General features: G+C 71.4%; 18 protein-coding genes. 9 read left to right on the forward strand and 9 right to left on the reverse strand.

The features are described 5' to 3' along the window. Entirely contained in the window at window positions 1–1,020 is a 1,020-nt protein-coding gene (locus HHX41_RS08125; RefSeq protein WP_182905430.1) for an NAD(P)-dependent oxidoreductase, read from the reverse strand. A 154-nt stretch (window positions 1,021–1,174) separates the two neighbouring features. On the opposite strand from HHX41_RS08125, the gene HHX41_RS08130 reads away from it, so the two are divergent. Together HHX41_RS08130 and HHX41_RS08135 are read left to right on the forward strand one after the other, a co-directional pair. Beyond that, window positions 1,175–2,314, forward strand: coding sequence for a cellulose binding domain-containing protein (locus tag HHX41_RS08130; protein ID WP_182905431.1), 1,140 nt, complete (start codon window positions 1,175–1,177; stop codon window positions 2,312–2,314). A 79-nt stretch (window positions 2,315–2,393) separates the two neighbouring features. Continuing rightward, entirely contained in the window at window positions 2,394–3,689 is a 1,296-nt protein-coding gene (locus HHX41_RS08135; protein WP_182905432.1) for a cytochrome P450, read from the forward strand. Here HHX41_RS08135 and HHX41_RS08140 read toward each other — a convergent pair. Further along, window positions 3,677–4,831: an RtcB family protein gene (locus HHX41_RS08140; RefSeq protein ID WP_182905433.1), complete on the reverse strand. Its 1,155-nt coding sequence runs from the start codon at window positions 4,829–4,831 to the stop codon at window positions 3,677–3,679. The genes HHX41_RS08135 and HHX41_RS08140 overlap by 13 nt on opposite strands. A gap of 119 nt (window positions 4,832–4,950) precedes the next feature. Here HHX41_RS08140 and HHX41_RS08145 point away from each other — a divergent pair, with 119 nt between their 5' ends. Then, window positions 4,951–5,976: a phosphotransferase gene (locus HHX41_RS08145; RefSeq protein ID WP_182905434.1), complete on the forward strand. Its 1,026-nt coding sequence runs from the start codon at window positions 4,951–4,953 to the stop codon at window positions 5,974–5,976. 180 nt (window positions 5,977–6,156) lie between these two features. After that, window positions 6,157–6,591, forward strand: coding sequence for a hypothetical protein (locus tag HHX41_RS08150; protein ID WP_169985854.1), 435 nt, complete (start codon window positions 6,157–6,159; stop codon window positions 6,589–6,591). Window positions 6,592–6,642: 51 nt separating this feature from the next. On the opposite strand, the gene HHX41_RS08155 is transcribed toward HHX41_RS08150, so the two are convergent. Further along, window positions 6,643–6,975 (reverse strand): cupin domain-containing protein, encoded by a 333-nt coding sequence (locus HHX41_RS08155; protein ID WP_182905435.1) that lies wholly within the window; start codon window positions 6,973–6,975, stop codon window positions 6,643–6,645. 9 nt (window positions 6,976–6,984) lie between these two features. Here HHX41_RS08155 and HHX41_RS08160 point away from each other — a divergent pair, with 9 nt between their 5' ends. Then, window positions 6,985–7,218 carry a DUF2992 family protein gene (locus HHX41_RS08160; RefSeq protein ID WP_182905436.1) on the forward strand — a complete coding sequence of 78 codons (234 nt, stop codon included), beginning with the start codon at window positions 6,985–6,987 and terminating at the stop codon, window positions 7,216–7,218. An 18-nt stretch (window positions 7,219–7,236) separates the two neighbouring features. On the opposite strand, the gene HHX41_RS08165 is transcribed toward HHX41_RS08160, so the two are convergent. The 3 genes from HHX41_RS08165 to HHX41_RS08175 form a co-directional block, all read right to left on the reverse strand. Then, a complete protein-coding gene (locus tag HHX41_RS08165; protein ID WP_182905437.1) occupies window positions 7,237–7,506 on the reverse strand; it encodes a LysR family transcriptional regulator in 270 nt (89 codons plus the stop codon). 349 nt (window positions 7,507–7,855) lie between these two features. Continuing rightward, a complete protein-coding gene (locus HHX41_RS08170) occupies window positions 7,856–9,343 on the reverse strand; it encodes an MFS transporter (protein ID WP_169985846.1) in 1,488 nt (495 codons plus the stop codon). Window positions 9,344–9,514: 171 nt separating this feature from the next. Beyond that, window positions 9,515–10,726 carry an acyl-CoA dehydrogenase family protein gene (locus tag HHX41_RS08175; RefSeq protein WP_182905438.1) on the reverse strand — a complete coding sequence of 404 codons (1,212 nt, stop codon included), beginning with the start codon at window positions 10,724–10,726 and terminating at the stop codon, window positions 9,515–9,517. A 397-nt stretch (window positions 10,727–11,123) separates the two neighbouring features. Here HHX41_RS08175 and HHX41_RS08180 point away from each other — a divergent pair, with 397 nt between their 5' ends. Beyond that, window positions 11,124–11,672, forward strand: a complete 549-nt coding sequence (locus tag HHX41_RS08180; RefSeq protein ID WP_169985842.1) for a CGNR zinc finger domain-containing protein — start codon at window positions 11,124–11,126, stop codon at window positions 11,670–11,672. 41 nt (window positions 11,673–11,713) lie between these two features. Then, on the forward strand, window positions 11,714–12,121 hold the full coding sequence (locus tag HHX41_RS08185) for a PPOX class F420-dependent oxidoreductase (RefSeq protein ID WP_169985841.1): 408 nt from the start codon (window positions 11,714–11,716) through the stop codon (window positions 12,119–12,121). A gap of 124 nt (window positions 12,122–12,245) precedes the next feature. Here the strand turns inward: HHX41_RS08185 and HHX41_RS08190 are convergent, their stop codons facing one another. The 3 genes from HHX41_RS08190 to HHX41_RS08200 are packed head-to-tail and all read right to left on the reverse strand — an operon-like array spanning window position 12,246 to window position 15,669. Continuing rightward, a complete protein-coding gene (locus tag HHX41_RS08190; RefSeq protein WP_182905439.1) occupies window positions 12,246–13,922 on the reverse strand; it encodes an AMP-binding protein in 1,677 nt (558 codons plus the stop codon). After that, complete coding sequence (locus tag HHX41_RS41630) at window positions 13,919–14,671, reverse strand: bifunctional 2-polyprenyl-6-hydroxyphenol methylase/3-demethylubiquinol 3-O-methyltransferase UbiG (RefSeq protein WP_182905440.1); 753 nt, start codon at window positions 14,669–14,671, stop codon at window positions 13,919–13,921. Before HHX41_RS41630 ends, HHX41_RS08190 begins: the two co-directional genes overlap by 4 nt. Before the next feature lie 23 nt (window positions 14,672–14,694). Further along, a complete protein-coding gene (locus HHX41_RS08200; protein WP_182905441.1) occupies window positions 14,695–15,669 on the reverse strand; it encodes a helix-turn-helix domain-containing protein in 975 nt (324 codons plus the stop codon). A gap of 482 nt (window positions 15,670–16,151) precedes the next feature. Between HHX41_RS08200 and HHX41_RS41635 the strand changes: the two genes are divergently transcribed. Both HHX41_RS41635 and HHX41_RS08210 read left to right on the forward strand, forming a co-directional pair. After that, on the forward strand, window positions 16,152–17,075 hold the full coding sequence (locus HHX41_RS41635) for a pyridoxamine 5'-phosphate oxidase family protein (protein WP_310741837.1): 924 nt from the start codon (window positions 16,152–16,154) through the stop codon (window positions 17,073–17,075). A 250-nt stretch (window positions 17,076–17,325) separates the two neighbouring features. Next, a complete protein-coding gene (locus HHX41_RS08210; protein WP_220503864.1) occupies window positions 17,326–17,865 on the forward strand; it encodes a flavin reductase family protein in 540 nt (179 codons plus the stop codon). Window positions 17,866–17,879 lie beyond the last annotated feature (14 nt).

A 17,879-nucleotide genomic window follows, 5' to 3' on the forward strand; every position in this document is an offset into this window, starting at 1 on the left:
TCAACCCGCCGTTCCCAGAGGGGCGTGGGCGAACTCGCGCATGCCGTCGGCGAAGCGGATCCGCGCCCGGAAGCCCAGGTCGGCGGTGGCGCGGTCCGGGGAGGCGACGATGTGCCGCACGTCGCCGAGCCGGTAGCGGCCGGTGACCTGCGGGGCGGGCCCGCCCCGCGCCGCGCTGAGCGCCTCCGCCAGGTCGCCGATCGTGCGGGGCTCGCCGCTGGCCACGTTGTACGCGCGGAGCCCGCCGGGCGGGGCGGACTCCAGCGCGTCCAGCGCGGCGAGGTTGGCCGCCGCCACGTCCCCGACGTGGACGAAGTCCCTGCGCTGGCCGCCGTCCTCGAACACGAGCGGCGCCCGCCCGGCCTCCAGCGCGGATCGGAAGATCGCGGCCACGCCCGAGTAGGGAGTGTCGCGCGGCATTCCCGGCCCGTACACGTTGTGGTACCGCAGGGCGATCGCCGCGCCGCCGGTCTCGCGGGCCCAGCCGGCCGCCAGGTGCTCCTGGGCGAGCTTGCTCGTGGCGTACGCGTTGCGCGGATCGGGCGGGACGTCCTCGTCGACGGTGCCCGGCGTCAGCGCCCGCCCGCAGCGCGGGCACACCGGCTCGAACCGGCCGGCGGCCAGGTCCTCCCCGGCCCGGGGGCCGGGGCGCACGGGCCCGTGCTCCGCGCAGTCGTAGACGCCCTCGCCGTAGATCACCATCGACGACGCCAGGACCAGCCGGGCGACCCCGTGCCGCGCCATCGCGGCGAGCAGCACCGCGGTCCCGAGCGCGTTGACCGACACGTACGCCGGCAGGTCGGACACGTCGACGCCGAGGCCGACCTTGGCCGCCTGGTGTACGACGGCGTCGACGCCGGCGAGCGCGCGGCCGACGGCGTCCTCGTCCCGCACGTCACCCACGGTGACGCCCGCGCCACCGCGCAGGTCGTATCCCTCAACCTCGTGCCCGGCGTCCCGCAGCAGAGCGGCGACGCGGCTCCCGATGAAGCCGGCCGCGCCGGTGACCAAGATTCGCATTGCGCCACGGTAGCGACGGCCCGCCCCGCTGAAAGTTTCACAATCCTTACGGGACGACCGGCGGGGACGGGGCCGGTCCTTTGACGGGCACGTACGGCCGACCGATGATCCGGGCGAGTTCGTCGGCGAGATCGTCACACGGAGAGGTGGAACCGTGCCCAGACTGTCCTGGCCGGCCGCGTGGGCCGCGGCGGGCGCCGTCGCCGCCGCACTGCTGGCGGCCAACATCGCCGCGCCGCCCGTGCTCGCGGGTGGCGCGGCCGAACTGCACGCCGTCCGCGCGCTGACCACGGTCTCGCCGTCGCCGTCGCCCTCGCCGGGGGCGGACGTGACGCCGCCGACGGCCCCGGGCGACCTGCGGGCGTGCCCGCCGCCCCCGCCACCGAGCGGGAGCTTCCAGGGTGTGGTCGGCCTGTGCTGGACGGCGTCCTCCGACGACACCACCGAGTACAAGGTGTTCCTTCTCAGGAACGACGGCTTCTACGAGGTGGCCTCCACCTCCCGCACGACGGCCGTCGTCCCCGGTCTGGTCCACGGCCGGACCTACACGTTCTACGTGGTCGCCAGGGACGCCGCCGGGAACACCAGCCGGCCCTCCGAGCTGCTCAGCACCCCGGCGGTCTCCGGCGCGAACGTGACGCCGACCCCTCCCACGGGTGACACGACGCCGCCGACCAGGCCGACCGGGATACAGGCCAACTGCCTGCCCGACTTCAAGGGGACGTCGTTCTGCTGGACGTCGTCCACCGACAACGTCGGGGTCACCGGCTACGACGTCTACCGGCGCACCGCCGTCGGCTGGACGCGGGTGGGCACGCCCATCGGCACGCACTTCACCGAGGGCAACCTCGTCACCGGCCAGTCGTACGTCTACTTCATGGTGGCCAAGGACGCGGCGGGCAATCTCAGCCTGCCGTCCGATCTGGTGACGGCCACGGCGTCGGGCGGCTACCCCACCTACTCGCCGCCTCCGGTCAGCTGCAAGATCGAGTACACGGCGTGGTCGTGGAGCGGCGGCTTCGCGGCCACCGTGAAGATCATCAACCTGGGCCAGGCGCCGATGAACAACTGGACGCTGCGCTTCGTCCTCCCGGACGCCGGACAGAAGGTCACCAGTGGCTGGTCGGCCACCTGGTCCCAGTCCGGAAAGGACGTCACCGCCGCGGCCATGTCGTGGAACTCGGTCATCCCGGGCGGCGGGTCCCTGCAGATCGGCTTCAACGGCTCATTCACGGGCGCCAACCCCGATCCCACCGGCTTCACGCTGAACGGCGGCACCTGCATCCGGGGCTGACCGTCACACCGGTCCGTCCGGCCCCCGGACGGACGGACCGGACCCGTTTCTCCCGGACGGACGCGGGCAGTCAGGACGTATGCCGCTGCTCGACACCACGCTGCTCCTGCTGCTCGAGGGCTACGCCTGGCTGCCGGCCCGATGGCGGGAGACCCAGGGAGAGATGGTCCACACCCGGCTGATGGGCCAGCGCGCCGTCGTGCTGCGCGGGCCGGACGCCGTCCGCTTCTTCTACGACGACAACCACGTCCAGCGGGCACCCGCGCTGCCCGAGCCGATCAAGAGCACGCTGTTCGGCCACGGCGCCGTGCACACGCTGGACCAGGCCGCGCACCGGGCGCGCAAGGGCATGTTCATGTCGCTCATGACACCGCGGAGCGTCGCCGCCCTGGTGGACGAGACCACCGCGGCGTGGGACGCGGCGGTGGCGACGTGGCCGGACAGGGGACACGTCGTGCTCTTCGACGAGGCCGCCCGCGTCATCACGCGGGGGGCGTGCCGTTGGGCGGGCATCCCGCTCACCGAGGAGGAGACCGGGCCCCTCGCCGCCGACCTCGTCGCGCTGGTCGACGGCTTCGGGTCGCCCGGCCCCCGACACTGGCGGGCCCGCGCCGCCCGCAGGCGCCGCGAGGCGTGGCTGGCGGGACTGGTCGAGGACGTGCGGCGCGGCGCCCTGCGGGTGCCGGACACCTCGGCGCTCGCCGTGGCCGCCCGCCACCGGGAGCCCGACGGACAGACACTCGCGCCCCGGATCGCGGCGGTCGAACTGCTCAACCTGGTGCGCCCCACCGTGGCCGTGAGCTGGTTCCTCACGTTCGCCGCGCACGCCCTGCACTGCTGGCCGGTCAACCGCGTCCGCCTGGCCGAGGACGCCGACGGCACGTACGCCGAGGCGTTCGCCCACGAGGTGCGGCGCTTCTACCCCTTCGCGCCGTTCGTCGCGGGGAAGGCCGTCACGGACCTCACCTGGAAGGGCGAGCCGATCCTGGCCGACTGGCTCGTGCTGCTCGACATCTGGGGCCAGAACCACGACCCGGCGCTCTGGCCGAACCCGTGCGCGTTCGACCCGCGACGCTTCGCCGGGCGGGAGATCGGCCCGTACGACCTGATCCCGCAGGGCGGGGGCGACCCGGCGGACGGCCACCGGTGCCCGGGCGAGCCGGTCGCGGTGGGCCTGCTGGAGGCCCTCGCGCCGCGGCTGGCCCGGCTGGACTACACCGTGCCGGAGCAGGACCTCACCGTCTCGCCGTACCGGATCCCGGCCCGGGTGGCGAGCGGCTTCGTCCTGCGTCCGTCCGGCGCCCGTCCGGCCGGCTCAGCGCCCCGCGAGACCGTGGGCGCGGAGCGGCGGCGTCCCTCCGTTCATCCCTTGTAGTTGAAGACCTGGCGCAGCGTGTGCCGGACCTCCACGAGGTCCTTCTGGTCCGCCATCACCTGGTCGATCGGCTTGTACGCCTCGGGGTGCTCGTCGACCAGCGCGGCGGCCCGGTCGGAGTTCCAGGTCCGGCCGCGCATCGCCTCTTTGAGCGAGGCGGGCGACAGCTCGCGCTTGGCCCGGCTCCTGGACATCCTGCGTCCCGCGCCGTGCGAGCAGGAGTTGTACGACAGCGGGTTGCCCCGCCCGCGCACGATGTAGGACCGGGTGCCCATCGAGCCCGGGATGACGCCCTCGTCCCCGATGTCCGCCTTGATCGCTCCCTTGCGGGTGATCCACAGCTCCTTGCCCTGATGGGTCTCCATCTGGGTGAAATTGTGGTGGCAGTTGATCGTCCGGACCCGGGCGCCGGTGCCGACGACGCGGAACAGCGCCTCGCTCAGCACCTTGTCCATCCGCGCCCGCGACCCCATCGCGTAGCGCTGCGCCCACAGCATGTCCTCGATGTACGCCGTGAACTCCGGGGTGCCCTGGGTGAAGTAGGCCAGGTCGTAGTCCTCCAGCCCGATCGCCAGGCCGCGCATGAGCCGCTTCGCGCCGTTGATGTGGGCGGTGGCGAGCTGGTTGCCGATCCCGCGCGAGCCCGAGTGCAGCACGGTCCAGACCCGGTCGCGCTCGTCGAGGCAGACCTCCACGAAGTGGTTGCCCGACCCGAGGGTTCCGAACTGGCAGGCCACGGTGTTCTCCTGCTTGGGCGTCAGCGCGGTGTGCGGCCGGCCCAGCTCGCCGAGCGCGCGGTCCACCGCGCGGTCGTCGTGCCCCTTGCCCACGCCCGCCGGGATGCGCCGCTCCACCAGCCGCATCAGCGGGTCGAGCGAGTCGGGCAGGTCGGCGGCCGTGAGCGTGGTCTCGGTCGCGACCATGCCGCAGCCGATGTCCACGCCGACGGCGGACGGGATGATCGCACCCTCGGTGGGGATGACGGAGCCGACCGTCGCGCCGATGCCCACGTGCGCGTCCGGCATGAGCGCGACGTGACCGGGCACGAACGGCAGACGCGCCGCGCGGGCGGCCTGATCGATCGTTCCCTCGTCGATCTCGCTCGCCCAGGACAGCAGCTTCGGGGCGATGTGCTTCGGCATCGTGGATCTCCTCCTCGGTCGAGATCCACTGTGCCGGGGAGGCGGGTGCGATCCCAACCGAATTATTCGCGTGCGAAAGTCGTTTGCCGCCCTACCCGCCCCCCGCCCATCATGCGGAGATGCGCGACGATTCCCGGGAGCCCGGCGGCCAGGGGGAGGAGCGGCGTCGCCGTCACGATGAGGACGGCCCGCCCCCGCCCGCCAGAGGCGTACGACTGCCGTGGGCCGCGGTGCCCGCGCACCTGCGGCTGGCCGTCGAGACGCACCTGGGCGACCGCGTGACCGAGGCCCTCACCCAGCCCGGCGGCTTCTCCCCGGGTGTGGCGGCCCGCCTGCGGCTCGCGGGTGGCGGCAGGGCCTTCGTCAAGGCCGTCGGGCCCGAGCCGAACCCGGCCAGCCCCGGCATCCACCGGTCGGAGGCCCGGGTGGCCGCCGCGCTGCCGGCGACCGCGCCCGCGCCCCGGCTGCTCGCGTCCTTCGACGAGGACGGCTGGGTGGTCCTGCTGTTCGAGGACGTCGAGGGGCGGCAGCCTGCCCAGCCCTGGATCCCGGCGGAGCTCGACGTCGTGCTCGGGGTGATGGCCGGGCTGGCCGAGTCGCTCACCCCCGCGCCCGTGGCCGTCCCGTCCGCCGCCGAGCGGCTCGGGGAGGACTACCGGGGATGGCGGCGTCTGGCGGCCGGGCCGGACGGCCTCGGCATGGACGGATCCGATGCCGCGTGGTCCCGGCGGCACCTGGACCGGCTGGCGGAACTGGAGTCCGAGTGGGAGGAAGCGGCGGAGGGCGACACGCTCGCCCACGCCGACCTGCGGGCAGACAACCTGCTGCTCACGGCGGACGGCGGAGTGGTCGTCGTCGACTGGCCCTGGGCGTGCCTGAGCACGCGGTGGTTCGACCTGCTCGGGATGCTCCCGAGCGTGGCCATGCAGGGCGGGCCGCCGCCGGCCGCGGTCTTCGACCGCCACCCGGTCGCGGCGAAGGCGGACGGCGACGCGGTCACCGCGGTCCTGGCCGCCGTGACCGGCTTCTTCCTGCAGCGGGGAAGCCTTCCCCCGCCGCCAGGTCTGCCCACGCTCCGCGCGTTCCAGCTCGCACAGGGCCGGGTGGCGCTCGCCTGGCTGCGGCAGCGGACCGGCTGGAGATGACCTCCGGCAGCGCGAAGCGACCGGGCCCGTGCCCGCGGTCCGGGTGACGAGCGCCGCGCGTGACCCTCACTCGGAAACCGGGGGGCACGCGTGGAACCCTTGGCGAGGGCGGCGGCGCAAGCCGTGCGGGACCACGCCCGGAGTGCCCCGCCGATTCGCGCGTGCGAGAGGAGAACGACGATGAACTCCGCCTCGGCCGCCGTGGGCGGCGCGGCCACCTTCGTCTGGCTCGGGATGGTGCTGGCGATCTCATTCCTGGAGGCGCCGCTGAAGTTCCGCGCGCCGGGAGTGACGATCGCGATCGGGCTCGGCATCGGCCGCCTCGTCTTCCGTGCCCTCAACGCCGCCGAGGCCGTGCTGGCGGTCGTCGTGATCGCGGCGGTCGCGACGGGCTCGCCCGGCCCCGCCGTGGTGGCGCTCACGGCCCTCGCCGCGGCCGCCCTGGTGGTCCAGATCGCCGCCGTACGCCCGCCGCTCAACCGCAGGTCCGACCGCGTCCTGTCCGGAGAGGACCCGGCGCGGCACAGGTCGACGGCGCACCTGTACTACGTGGCGCTTGAGGTCGTGAAGGTCCTGTCGCTGCTCGCCCTGGGCTGCTTCCTCCAGGCCGTGTAGCGGTTCCTCCCGTCCGCGCCGTGATCGGAAAGACCCGCCGGGCGGGCGCTGTCAGGGGCGTTTGACGACGGTGAGCAGGACCGCGCTGTCCTCGACGGCGTCGAGCGCGTGCCGTGCGTCGGGAATGGCGAGCAGATCCCCGGACCGCCCCTCCCAGGAGGCGTCGCCGCTGCTCAGCCGTACATGACCGCGCAGCACCAGCAGGGTCGCCTCACCCGGGCTCTCGTGCTCGGCGAGGCCGGTCCCGGCGGTGAGGGCGAGCAGCGTCTGGCGCAGCGCGTGCTCGTGGCCGCCGTGCACGCTGTCGGCCGCGCGCCCGCTGGAAGCGGCGGCGGCGCGTTCGAGTAGTTCCCCGGCCCGTACGTCGAGAGAGATCGGTTCCATGCCCTCAGTTTGCCCCACGCTCCACGCGGTGCCCGGAAAGGCGATGGCCGTTCTGGAGACGCCGCCGTTACTGCGGCCCGGGTCACGCGGCGCGGCACGGCGGCGCAGGAGGCGCTGCGGCTCGAACTGGAGAGCAACAAGAACCAGGCGCGCGTGAGCCGGCGCGAGCGCGAGCGCGCGCTGGCCGAGCACCGGCGCGAGGTCGCCCGCCGCAAGCGCGTCGAGCGCCGTCGTGACCGCTGACCCCGCACGGAAACGGCGCTATGCCGCGGTCACGGCCTCGCCCACTTCCTTGTGGGCGGCTTCCGCGATGCGGAGCATCATTTCCGCATAGGGCAGCAGGCGCGTTCCCGCCTCCGTCAGGGCGATCCGGCGGCCTCTCCGGTCGAACAGGACCGCCCCGACGGCTTCTTCGAGGGTCCTGATTTGCGCGGTAACGCTGGACTGGGCGTAGTGCATCTTCTTTGCTGCCAATGTAAAGCTCAGCTCGGCCGCGACCTCACAGAAAGTGCGTAGCTGCTGCAGGTTCACGCAGAACGACAAAGTCTCCCCTATAACCCGAGATCAGCGTATGGTCAAGGTGGTGCACGCTCATTTTCCAGCGATGTATTTACCATGTCCATCGACATTCTGTCACGCATGAGGCGATGCGTGAAAACAGGCCCCGGGCGCGGGTTTTCCCGCCAATTCAGCCGCGCCTCGGGATCACTTTTATAGGGCCGAAAACAGAACGCCTCTTCGCCGGGCCTGCTCGTGAACCGGACGCCGGCGATTTCCTGCCCGTGCCGCCGCGCCGCCGGCCGCGTCCCGCCGTACGACCGACCGGGAGTAGCCCGTCCCGGGGACGGTGGAGATCCCGGTCGGCCGCGGCGTGGGGGCTCTAGTAGTCGGCGACCGCGGCCGAAGCCGCCACCCGGCGCCGTGCGGAGGCGCGCAGCGCCGCGACGAGCGTGAGCAGCATGGTCACGACGGAGATGCCGGTGACGACATAGAGGCCGTTGTGGTAGCTGGACAGGGTCGCGGTCGCCTCGCCCGCCTCGCCGCCGGCAGCCATCGTGGCGGTCACGATGGCGAGGACGATCGCCGCGCCGACCTGGTATCCCGTCTGCAGCACACCGGCCGCCAGCCCCTGCTCGGAGTCGGCCACACCGGTGGTCGCCTGGACGTTCGCGGCGGGGAAGGAGAAGGGGAAGGCCACGCCGATGAGCAGAATGCTCGGCAGGATCACCCAGGCGTACGGGGACGCCTCGTCGATCCGCAGGAAGAGCAGGTACGAAGCGGTGTAGGCGACGAATCCCGCGAAGATCATCCACCGGACCCCGAACCGCGAGATCAGCTTGCCGGCCCGCGGCGCGATCGTCGCGATGAGCAGGCCGATGGGGAGGAAGGCCAGCGCCATCTGCATCGGCGACCAGCCGCGCAGCGACTGCAGGTAGAGGCCGCCGATGAACTGGAAACTCATATAGGTGCCGAGGATCGCCGCCGCGACCAGGCTCGCGCCCACCAGCGCGCCGTTGCGCAGCAGGCCCAGGCGCAGCAGGGGCTGGGCCGTCCGGCGCTCGATGACGACGAAGGCCAGGAGGAGCACCACCGAGGCGGCGAACATCCCCAGGGTGCCCGGCGACGTCCACCCCGCGGTGGGCGCCTCGACGATGCTGTAGACGAGCAGCAGCATCGCGGCCGTCACGGTGACGGCGCCGGCGATGTCGAACGAGCCCCCGCGCCGGCCCGACGCGGCGTCGCGCGGCACGAGCGACAGGGCGCCGGCGAACGCGATGAGCGCCACGGCGACCGGGAGCAGGAACGTCCAGCGCCAGTTGATCTCGGTGAGCGAGCCGCCCACGATGACACCGGTCGAGTAGCCGACCGCGCCGCACGCGGTGTAGATGCCCAGCGCGCGGTTGCGCTGCGGGCCCTCGGCGAAGCTGGTGACGATGATGGACAGGCTGGCCGGGGCGGTGAACGCGGCGCCGACGCCCATGACGAACCGGGCGACGATCACGACCAGGCCCTCGTTGGTGATGCCGCCGACCAGCGATCCGACGGCGAAGACGGCGACACCCGCCAGGAACATGCGGCGACGGCCCAGAAGGTCCGCCATGCGCCCGCCGAGCAGCAGGAAGCCGCCGAAGCCGAGAACGTACGCGCTCACGACCCACTGCACGGACTCGGTGGTCATCCCGAGGTCCGCCTGGATCGGCGGCACCGCGATGCCGACCATGATGTTGTCGAGAGCGTCGAGGAAGAAGGCGGCGCAGACGCTGACGAGCAGGCCCCACTCGCGGAGCCCCCACGAGTTCCCCTCCGCCGGTGCCTTCGTCTGGGCTTCGGCTAACGTCTGGACTTTTTCTTCTGGTGAAGTCGTCATGACTGTCCTAATCCACTCCGGTCGTATTGTCGCTGCCGCCGCGCCGAGGGGATGGGAAGCGCCGATCCCGAGCCTGGAGCGGAGGCTCTTGCCGCCCGCGTCCGATGCCGGCGGTAAGCCAGGGGCGAGGGGATGCCGGCCCTCGCCCCTGGCCGGCTTCACCGTCGCGGGTCAGCCCTTGAGCCCCAGCGGGAAGGGCGCCAGAGGCGTCCCGCCGAGGAGGTGGGCCCCCGCCGACTGCACGATCTGCTCCTGGGCGAGGATGTGCTGGCACATCGTGTGCAGGTCCCGCAGCCAGCGGTCCAGGGGAGAGGTCCGGTAGATCGAGGCGGTTCCGACGAGGTCGGACAGCCGGGAGACGATCGAGCGAGCCGTCCTGAACGCGTTGACACGGGCCAGCGCCGAGGAGACCTGCTGGTCCGGGGTCGGTTCGACGCCGGACTGCAGCCGGTCCCACAGATCGTGCAGGGTGCCGTAGACCGCGTAGCGTGCCGCGGCGAGCTCCATCTCCGCCTGGCCGATGGCGGTCTGCACGCGGTAGCTGTCCGACCACGGCGTACCGGTCGTCTTCTCGACCCGGCCGGCCGCCAACTCGCGTACGTGGTCCAGGGCCGCGCGGGCGACTCCGAGCGGCACACCGGGCACGTTGCTCAAGAAGGCGTCCGGAGCGGTGAACGGTCCCGACCGCTGCGGCTGGGTGAAGTCGAAGGAGCGCTCCTCGGGGACGAACAGGTCGGTGACCTGGTAGTCCATGCTGCCGCTGCCGGCCAGCCCGGTGGTGTGCCAGGTGTCGACCTTCTCGAACTCCTCGCCGCGGGCCAGTATCAGGCGCCAGTTCATCGGCGCGCCGCCGGGCCCCGGCTCGGGCTCGCCGTCCTGGTGGACGACGCACCCGCCGACGACCCAGTCGGCGTGCGTGACGCCACTGCCGAACGGCCAGCGGCCGGTGACGCGATAGCCGCCGGGCACCCGGTCGGCGCGGCCGACCGGGAAGATCAGGCCGGCCGTGATCGCGTCGGGGTTGGCCCGCATCTCCTTGACGACGAACTCGTTCAGGTAGCCCGCGTAGATCCAGGTGTCCATACCGATCATGGCGCACCAGCCCGCCGCGGCGTCGCCGTAGGAGAGGGCCTCGATCACCTCGGTCTGCTGGGCGAAGGTGAGTTCCGGGCCGCCCCACTCGTTGGGCATGCCGATGCGGAAGACGCCGGTGTCGCGGAGCAGCTCCACGACGTCCTTGGGAAGGTGCCTGGTGCGTTCGATCTCCTCGGAGCGTTCGCGCAGCAGGGGAGCCGCCGCCCTCGCGCGCGCCAGGATCTCCTCCGGCGAAGCGGGAACCTGCTCGCGCCCTGCCACGGGCCGCAGAGTCTCCGGCATGGTCATGTGAAAACCTCCTGTTCGTGGCTTCGTCTCTGGTCCGATCGCAGCGACGGACTGCCGCCGTCCGCTGATGACTCCAGGCCGCCGTGGCCTGTACAGCGGGACGGTGTGACAGTCCTGGCCACTTCGCAGCGGGTTCCACGCTAGGAACGGCGGCGCCTCACCGTTCGCCCGAACGCGCACGCGATCTGGTACGTCCGCACACGCCGGACGTGACCGACTCACCCCATGCCCGGTGGCGAGGGCCCATGTGACCGGCAGTGACATGGCCCCTCTCCCGAACGCTCAGGTAGTGCTCCATATAACCGTCATGGCAGACTTTAAGGGTTAGAAACACGGCGCTGCAACCGGTCACTTATGATTGAGTGGTTAGAGCAGGCGGTAGTTGGAGGATGTCGCCATGACCGAGCCCGACCCGCGTCCGTTCGTCCGGGAACCCCTCGCCCTCGACCTCCTGAACACCCGGTGGAAGGAGCACGGCCGGCTTCACGACCTGCTGGACTCGCCCTCCGGGCTGCGCGTGTGGCTGGCCGGCCACGGGCTGGCCGACCGCTTCGCCGCGGACGAGGAGTCGCTGAAGGCGGTCGTCCACGCGCGCGACGTGCTGGCCGCGGTGGCCGCCGGCCCGGGGGGTCCCGCCGTCCACCGGCAGGTCGACGACGTCCTCGCCCATGGGCGCATCCGGCTCACCCTCACCGCGGAGGGACCCGGCGAGACGGCGGAGTTCGACGACCCGGCGTGGGGGGCGGCGTGGACCGCCGTCCGCGACTACCTGGACCTGCTGGCCGCGGCTCCGGAGCGCATCCGGTTGTGCGCCCAGCCGGACTGCATCCGCTACTTCCTCGACACGTCCCGTAACGGCACCCGCCGCTGGTGCTCCATGTCCCTGTGCGGCAACCGGGTCAAGGCCGCCCGGCACTACGCGCGGGCTCGCGACACCGGCGTCTGAACCGGCCATACGGCGGTTCCGGTCTCGAAAGGTCTCCGCTCATGTCCCGTGGCGCTCTGCCCGAGCACATCGCCGAACTCCTCGTCCGTCCGAATCCCTGTGTCATCAGCACCGTCCGCCAGGACGGCGCACCGGTCTCCGTGGCCACCTGGTACCTGTGGCAGGACGGGCGGGTGCTGGTCAACATGGACGCCGGGCGCAAACGGCTGGACTACCTGCGCAAGGATCCCCGGGTGTCGCTCACGGTGCTGGACTCCGGCGGCTGGTACCGCCACGTCAGCCTGCAGGGGCGGGTGGTGGCGCTGCAGGACGACCCGGACCTGAAGGACATCGACCGCCTCGCCGTCCACTACACCGGTGAGCCGTACCCGAACCGCGAACGGCCGAGGGTGAGCGCCTGGATCGAGATCGACACCTGGCACGTGTGGGGGATCCCCGCCGGGTCCTGAACGCGGGCACGCGCCCGCGCCGGTCAGGCCGCACAGGTCAGCCCGGGGCGTCCGCGCGGCGGACGACGGATGCCGCCGGGGGAACGGTTCCCCCGGCGGCACCGGCGTCACGGACTCGGCCGGGTCAGGAGCGTGGCGTGAACGCCACGACGCGGCCGGTGTCGCGTGCCGCCTCGAACCGCTCGCGCAGGTGCGCCCTGCGGAGCTTGCCGATACCGGTCTTGGGGACGTCCTCCCTGTTGACCGGCACGACGTACGTCACGTCGACGCCGAACGCGTCGGCCACCCGGCCGCGGATCAGGCGCTCCGCCTCGGAGGCCGGCATCCCGTCGCGGGGGTGGAAGAACACGGCCAGCTCCTCCGTCTCCCCGTCCTCTCCGGTCACCAGGCAGGCCACGGTGTACGACGGCTCCACGAACGGGAGCTCCTCGACCCGGGCCTCGATCTCATGGCCGTGGTAGGTGACGCCGCCGAGCTGGATGACGTCGTCGGCGCGGCCGGTGACGGTGAGGATCCCGTCCTGGATGTAGGCGAGGTCGCCCGACTTGAACCAGCCGTCGGCGGTGAACGACTGGCGGTTCTGCTCGGGGTTGCGGTAGTACCCGCCCGTCACCGGGGCGCCGCTGACCTGCAGGTTGCCGATGGCGCCGGGGGGCACGAGCGCGTTGTGCTCGTCCACCACCCGTACGGACGTGCCGGGCTGGGGCCGTCCCACGGGGACGTACCGCTCGTCGCCGCCGTCGCCGGCGGAGAACCGGCAGTCCACCACCCCGGCGGAGGTCTCCGACATTCCCCAGCCCGGGTACATCGCGTCCGCGGGAAGCCCGAAGGGCGCGAGCAGCTCCAGGAATCGGCGGACCACGCCGTTCCGGATGGCCTCGCCGCCGTTCATGATGTACCGCAGGCGGCTGAGGTCCCAGGACTGCTCCTTCAGCCGGTCCGCCTGGTCGTTGATGAGCCCGAAGGCGAAGTTGGGCGCCCATGTGGTGTCCGCGCGGTGGCGGTCCATCGCGGCGATCCAGCGCAGCGGGTCTTCGAGGACCCACTCGATCCGGGCATGGACCTGGTGGCAGCCGAGGTAGACGTCGCGGACGTGGAACATGACGAGACCGCCCACGTGGTCGAGCGGCATCCAGTTGAAGGTGCGGTTGCGGCCGCCCAGCCGGTTCACCCGGGCGGTGGCCGCGGTGCGGCTCAGCACGTTGCCGTGCGTGAGCACCACCGCTTTGGGCACGCCGGTGCTGCCGGACGTGAGGAGGTACATGGCCGGGTCGCCGGGTTCGGCCGGGTGCCGGCGGTGGTCGGGAGAGTGTGCGAGCAACCGGCGGGTGTCTCCCAGCCACGCGGTCCGCCAGGCCGGATCGGCGAGGACCTCCCGGGACAGCGGCTGCTCCGCACCCGTGATCACCCACGGCTTCCCGTAGCCGTTCCAGACCCGCTCCAGCAGCCCGGGCGCGGCCTCCCGCTGGTCGGCGGTCGCGCCGGCGTTGACGGGCATCGGGACGAAACCGCCCAGGACGCAGGCCCAGAAGGCGACCAGCAACTCCGGGTCGTCGGCCACCTGGAGGACGACCGTCTCCCCGGGCGCGACACCGGCCGCGCGGATCCCCGCGAGCATGCGCGAGGCGGCGTCCAGCAGTTCCCGGTAGGTCATCCGGGACTCCGAGCCGTCCGGCCGGATGAAGCAGATCCCCTCCGCGCTCCCCGCCCGCGCCGCCCGGACGAGCGCCTCACCGAGATGCGGGACGTCGGGGGTGACGACCGGACCGCCGTCGAGAAGCGAGATGCCGGCGTTCGTCACAGCGCCTCCGCCCCCTCCGCGGTCGCCACGATCACGACCGGTCCGCGCCCGTGCGGGGGAACCTGCTCCTTGCGGAAGCCGCCGTACTCGGCCGAGATCCCGAGGCCGGCGTCGGCCAGCAGCTCGCGCACCTCGGGCCCGGTGAGGACCGCCTGGTCGAAGAAGTTGTCGTACATGCTCACCCGGCCGTCGGCCTCCCGTACGAGCAGGGTCTCCTCGTTCCTCCAGTTCGCCGCGCGGGGGTTGAGCGACTGGCGGGCGAGCCGGGTGACGAGCACCCCGTCACCGCGGTGGTGGGCGACCGTGTACGGCTGGTAGCTCTCCACGAAGTTCAGCAGGTGGCCGAACTCGAGGACGACGTGCCCACCGGGCAGCAGCAGGCCGCGCATCTTCCGCAGAACGCGCCGCAGCTCAGCCCGCGGCAGGTAGTTGAGCGTCATGAACAGGCAGTAGACGAGGTCGAACCGGTCCTCGCTGTCGAAGTCCTCGACCCGCTCGTGTACGTACTCGACCCCCTCTCCGCCCATCCGCCGCGCGTACTCGACGAAGCTGGCGCTCTGGTCGACGCCGACGCCGGAGTAGCCGCGCGCGCCGAGTTCGCGGAGGTTGGTCCCGGTCCCGCAGCCGAGATCGAGAGACCGCCCGCCGTCCGGCAGGAGAGAGGCGAGGAAATCCGTCTCCGCCGCGAGGTTCCGGAAATCCCTGCGCATCAGCTCGTAGTACTGTCCGGGGAATTCGAAGCTTGTCACTGCGTCACCTTTCCGCTGGTCGGTCAAATCGGTGCGGGGCTGCCGGTGGACTCGGCGGGGTTCGTGTTCCGCTGCTTCCGGAACTCCCTGGGGGTGATGCCGTACCGGTCCCGGAAGAGGCGGCTGAAATGCGAGGCGCCGTAGAATCCCGATCGCTCGCCCACGGCCGCGATGGACAGGTGATCGAGCCCGGGATCGCCCAGCTCCGCCCGGCAGCGGGCCAGCCGCTCGTCTCGGATCCAGCGCGCCGGGCTGATGTTGTGCTCCTGGAATATCTTCTGCAGATACCGGAGCGAGACGTTGTGCCGCTGGGCCACGACGGCCGGGGTGAGGTCCGGGTCGGCGAGCCTTTCCCGGATGAACGCCTGGATGCTCAGCATCAAGGCCTGCCTGCCCGCGTCGGCATCGGCGGCCAGCGACCGCATGCGCTCGGCGAAGAAGGCCGCGGCCAGGCCCGCCACGCTTCCGCCCAGCAGCTCGATCGCCGTGCCGACTTTCCCGCTGTGCTTCTCGAGCCCGATGAGAAGATTGGACATCAGTGCGCCGAGTCCCTCTGAACCGGTGCAGGACCTCGCCGTGAGGAGTTCGGTGTCCTTCGGCGTGAGTCCCATCAGACGATGCGGAAACAGCAGGGTCGCCATACGGAACGGCTCCGGCATGACGATTTTGTAGGGCCGCAAACTGTCATAGCAGACGAATTCCGGATCGCGGACGACCGAGTGCCGCCCGTCCTGGAAGACCCATATCTCGCCGGCCAGCGGACGGCATACCCTCAGGTATCCCTCGGCACTCTGGTCGATCAGCCTGCTGGGCCGGATGAGTTCGCGGGGCCCTCCGTCGACCAAGGAGAACCGCACTTCACCGAACTGCCTGGCCGCCGTGGTCCCATCGAGCTCCGCCCGGTGATCACGAATGATCTCCAGGTGACCCTGTGAACGCGCGAACGGTTTCGTGTGGACGACGGTATGACGTGCATTCGGTACTTGGACAGGCAGCATCGATCAATCACCTCGTCGGTAAGACCTAGTGGTAGACGTGCCGTTCCGCGAAGGCACAACCGCGACCTCTTCAAACGGGGCTTGGTCCTTGAACGGATTGATGTCGCCCCGGGGTCGCTTCGCCCGCAAGACATGAGAACATGCGCTTTGCCGGATTTTCTATGGCGATCGAAGTTTTCGATGACTGCCACATGTGCCTCGGAAACATCGCCGGCGGGCCGCGGACGCCGCCCACCTGGATCCGGTCATGCCGCCGGGCGCCGAACCGTACTACCGTGCGCAGTCACGGGCGATTTACGTGCGTATCGGCGCAAGGAAACGTGCGCGACCCGCCAAGTGGGCGGACGGCCGCGTCGCTAGCGTCCAGTCGTCGCCCGGGCCTTTCCGCCGCCGGCGCGTATCCCCGCACCGGGTGACGGCGACAGCGCGGGCCGGCGTCGGCGGCGCCGGGCGGAGCTTCCTGCGGACACGAGGAGATCGACGTGGTCAAGACGCGCCACCACGAGGGTGAACAGGCCGTGCAGAAGCGGGCGGGCGAGGGACACGCGGGCTGGGGGTCTCCCATGTTCGACGACGTGATCCAGCCGGGGTTCGCCGACTTCCTGAGGCGGCAACGCATGCTCGTCCTCGGCGCCGCCGATCCCGGGGGCGCGGTGTGGGCCTCCCTCGTCACGGGAGACCCGGGGTTCGCCGACCCGGTCGGCCACCACAACCTCGTGGTCGCCGCCCTGCCCGTCGCGGGCGACCCGTTGGAGCACGCCTTCGAGACGGAGCGCGCCGTGGGGACGCTGGCGATCGAGCCGCAGACGATGCGCCGCATCAGGGTGAACGGTGTGGCCCGGCGGCACGAGGACAGGCTCCACCTGCGGACCGAACAGGTGCTGGGCAACTGCCCCAAGTACCTCCGGCAGCGTGTGCTGCTGGAGGACGATCCGGGCTCCGTACGGCCCGCCGCGGCGAGCCGGGCGGATCTCGGACCGCGACAGCAACGGTGGATCGCGGAGGCGGACACCTTCTTCATCGCCAGCCACTCCCCCGAGCACGGCGCGGACGCCTCGCACCGAGGCGGGGAACCGGGCTTCGTGACCGTCGAGGGACCGCGCAGGCTCTCCTGGCCCGACTACGTCGGGAACTCCTTCTACATGACGTTGGGGAACCTGCATCTCAACCCCTCGTGCGGCCTGCTCTTCCCGGACTGGGAACAGGGCCACACCCTGCAGCTGACCGGCCGCGCCCGAGTCGACTGGGACACACGGCGAAGCGCGGCGCTGCCCGGGGCGCTGCGGATCGTCGAGTTCGACGTGGAACGCGCGGTGGAGATCCGTCACGCGACCGCGCTGCGCTGGGGCCCCGGCGCCTTCGTCCCCCTGCGGCCCGGCGCCCGGCGAAGCTTTCCCCGGCGCTGATCCGCGCCCGTGCGCTTTCCGGAAAAACGCGAACGGCATGCGCCCCGGCCCGGTCGCCCTGAAATCGTCGTGCACCGGCAATCTCCGGTGCGCACTCCGGCAAATGTCCGCGCCGACGCTGGGTAATGTCGTCGGTGTCGAGCCGATTCGATTTCGCTTTGAGGCCGTCGGGGGTCCGTCCCGCGGGGGCCGTCATTTTCTGAGCATGTGTTGAATATTTCGTGTCCGATGCTCCCCGGGAGGACCAACGATGGGTGAGGCGCCAACGGCAAATCAGGTGGCGGTCGCCGTGCAGGACGACCTGCGCACGGTGATGCGTAATTTCGCCACGGGCGTGTGCGTGGTGACCACGTTCTCCGGCACCGCTTCGCTCCGCACACACAACGCCCTGACGATCAATTCGCTGACCTCGGTCTCGCTGGACCCTCCGCTGATATCGCTGAGTATCCGCCGTGAATCGACGTTCCTGGCCGATCTGATGGAGGCCCGGGTCTGGGCGGTTTCCATCCTCGACGCCGAAGGCGAGGACCTGGCCCGGATATTCGCCCGCCCCGAACAGGAAAGGAAAAAGGCCCTGAGCAGTCTCCCCACGAAGCCGGGCGAGCGGACCGGGGCCCTGCTCCTGGACTCCTCGGCATGGCTGGAATGCCGGTACTGGAATCACATCGTGGCCGGCGACCATCTTCTGCTCGTCGGGGAGATAGTCGGGCTCGGTACGAACCATCCGCGGGCGCCGTTGGTTTTCCTGCAGGGGGCATTTCATCGGATCGACCTGAACCGGATCGGCTAGCGCCATTCCTTCTC

Origin of the sequence: Microbispora sp. H13382 (assembly GCF_014161445.1) — a bacterium.
In the GTDB taxonomy this organism is placed as follows: Bacteria; Actinomycetota; Actinomycetes; order Streptosporangiales; family Streptosporangiaceae; genus Microbispora.

What these genes read in the sequence shown, in the direction of transcription:
- HHX41_RS08125 (WP_182905430.1), bottom strand. Translation starts at nt 1,020, where the DNA reads ATGCGAATCTTGGTCACCGGCGCGGCCGGCTTCATCGGGAGCCGCGTC.
- HHX41_RS08135 (WP_182905432.1), top strand. Translation starts at nt 2,394, where the DNA reads ATGCCGCTGCTCGACACCACGCTGCTCCTGCTGCTCGAGGGCTACGCC.
- HHX41_RS08140 (WP_182905433.1), bottom strand. Translation starts at nt 4,831, where the DNA reads ATGCCGAAGCACATCGCCCCGAAGCTGCTGTCCTGGGCGAGCGAGATC.
- HHX41_RS08145 (WP_182905434.1), top strand. Translation starts at nt 4,951, where the DNA reads ATGCGCGACGATTCCCGGGAGCCCGGCGGCCAGGGGGAGGAGCGGCGT.
- HHX41_RS08150 (WP_169985854.1), top strand. Translation starts at nt 6,157, where the DNA reads ATGAACTCCGCCTCGGCCGCCGTGGGCGGCGCGGCCACCTTCGTCTGG.
- HHX41_RS08155 (WP_182905435.1), bottom strand. Translation starts at nt 6,975, where the DNA reads ATGGAACCGATCTCTCTCGACGTACGGGCCGGGGAACTACTCGAACGC.
- HHX41_RS08170 (WP_169985846.1), bottom strand. Translation starts at nt 9,343, where the DNA reads ATGACGACTTCACCAGAAGAAAAAGTCCAGACGTTAGCCGAAGCCCAG.
- HHX41_RS08175 (WP_182905438.1), bottom strand. Translation starts at nt 10,726, where the DNA reads ATGACCATGCCGGAGACTCTGCGGCCCGTGGCAGGGCGCGAGCAGGTT.
- HHX41_RS08180 (WP_169985842.1), top strand. Translation starts at nt 11,124, where the DNA reads ATGACCGAGCCCGACCCGCGTCCGTTCGTCCGGGAACCCCTCGCCCTC.
- HHX41_RS08185 (WP_169985841.1), top strand. Translation starts at nt 11,714, where the DNA reads ATGTCCCGTGGCGCTCTGCCCGAGCACATCGCCGAACTCCTCGTCCGT.
- HHX41_RS08200 (WP_182905441.1), bottom strand. Translation starts at nt 15,669, where the DNA reads ATGCTGCCTGTCCAAGTACCGAATGCACGTCATACCGTCGTCCACACG.
- HHX41_RS08210 (WP_220503864.1), top strand. Translation starts at nt 17,326, where the DNA reads ATGGGTGAGGCGCCAACGGCAAATCAGGTGGCGGTCGCCGTGCAGGAC.